At 60.9% G+C, this 1,376-nt stretch carries 1 protein-coding gene and 2 pseudogenes; 1 reads left to right on the top strand and 2 read right to left on the bottom strand.

Annotation, left to right across the window (positions count from 1 at the left end):
* Positions 1–94: 94 nt before the first annotated feature.
* Positions 95–181 (bottom strand): annotated as a pseudogene (locus tag AB0366_RS27080) (hypothetical protein); the annotation flags it as partial.
* Positions 182–481: 300 nt separating this feature from the next.
* Between AB0366_RS27080 and AB0366_RS27075 the strand changes: the two are divergent.
* Complete coding sequence (locus AB0366_RS27075) at positions 482–1,147, top strand: peroxiredoxin (protein ID WP_008720432.1); 666 nt, start codon at positions 482–484, stop codon at positions 1,145–1,147.
* A gap of 130 nt (positions 1,148–1,277) precedes the next feature.
* On the opposite strand, the pseudogene AB0366_RS27070 reads toward AB0366_RS27075, so the two are convergent.
* A pseudogene (locus AB0366_RS27070) lies at positions 1,278–1,376 on the bottom strand (cytochrome c biogenesis protein ResB); the annotation flags it as partial.

Below are 1,376 nucleotides of genomic sequence, written 5' to 3'. Positions count from 1 at the left end.
TGCGTGACGAACGACCGCTTCAGACTGCGGAAGATCTGTTTGGCACCCTCGAAACGGGTGTCGACACCGTCGGCAGCTTCGTCGAGTAGGTCCGGATCATCGAGATCACTCCTGCGAGCTGACCCTGCGCACGCCGCAAACGGTTCAATACCAATGCGATGCTTACGGTGTCACCAGTCATGTCGTTCAGTCCTTCGTTCGATGAAACTCCAGTTTACCCCTAGCGGTAAGGGTGGTCGAGGTGGCCGAAGCTGGACGGTGGCCTCGGTGCGGATGTCGCGGCCCATGGGCTGGAGAGGCCGGGTCAGTCATCGTTGCACCGAGGGGTCGGGGCCACCCGTGACCTGTCGTAGTCGCCCATTGATGGGCTATACCGGTAGGGGTATACGGAAGACCGCGTCGCCGCCGACCTCAGGTTCACTTAAGACTCGACCGCTATCGTCGGCACCACCGCACCACCGCACCGGAAGGACAACCACTGATGACACTCACCATTGGCGACACCGCCCCCGATTTCCACGCCCAAACCACCCAGGGTCCGATCAACTTCCACGAGTGGATCGGTGAAAGCTGGGCAGTTCTGTTCTCCCACCCCCGCGATTTCACCCCGGTGTGCACGACCGAACTCGGTTACATGGCCACGATCAAACCCGAATTCGACCAACGCAACACCAAGATCATCGGGTTGTCAGTCGACCCACTCGACAACCACGTCGCATGGGCCGACGACATCGCCGAAACACAAGGTACCGCGCCCAACTATCCGATGATTTCCGACAACGACTACACCATTTCGAAGGCCTACGGGATGCTACCCGCCGAAATCGCCGGCGACCCGACCAGTCACACTCCGGCCGAGATGGCGACGCTGCGCAATGTCTTCGTCATCGGCCCCGATAAGACGATCAAGTTGGTGCTCATTTACCCGATGACCACCGGCCGCAACTTCGACGAGGTGCTGCGTGTAATCGACTCGCTACAACTCACTGCCGCGCACAAGGTGGCCACCCCCGCCCAGTGGAATAGAGGTGGCGACGTGATCATTGCCGGCTCGGTCAGCGACGAGGATGCTAAAAAGATCTATCCGGATGGCTGGACTGCCCCTCGCCCCTACTTGCGCATCGTTGCCGACCCCACCCAAGGCTGAGGGCGACGCCCACGGGCATGCTGAACCGTCCTGGATCTGACGGAGACCTGGTTCGAGCCACTTGGCGGTCGGAGGTGTCGGTCGAGATTGCTGACGGTGCTCGTTCTCATAGGGGTCGCGGTGGGCCGAATATCACCAGGGACACCAGTAGTCCGGTCATCATCGTGACCGCGAACACGAGCACCCACCGCTGCGCGGGGTCGTATCCGACCTGGAGGTTCGCGAATTC

This window comes from Rhodococcus sp. NPDC076796 (genome assembly GCF_040702765.1).
Lineage (GTDB): Bacteria > Actinomycetota > Actinomycetes > Mycobacteriales > Mycobacteriaceae > Rhodococcoides.
The sequence above is the reverse complement of the archived record's forward strand: the minus strand, read 5'-3'. Positions and strand labels throughout refer to the sequence as shown.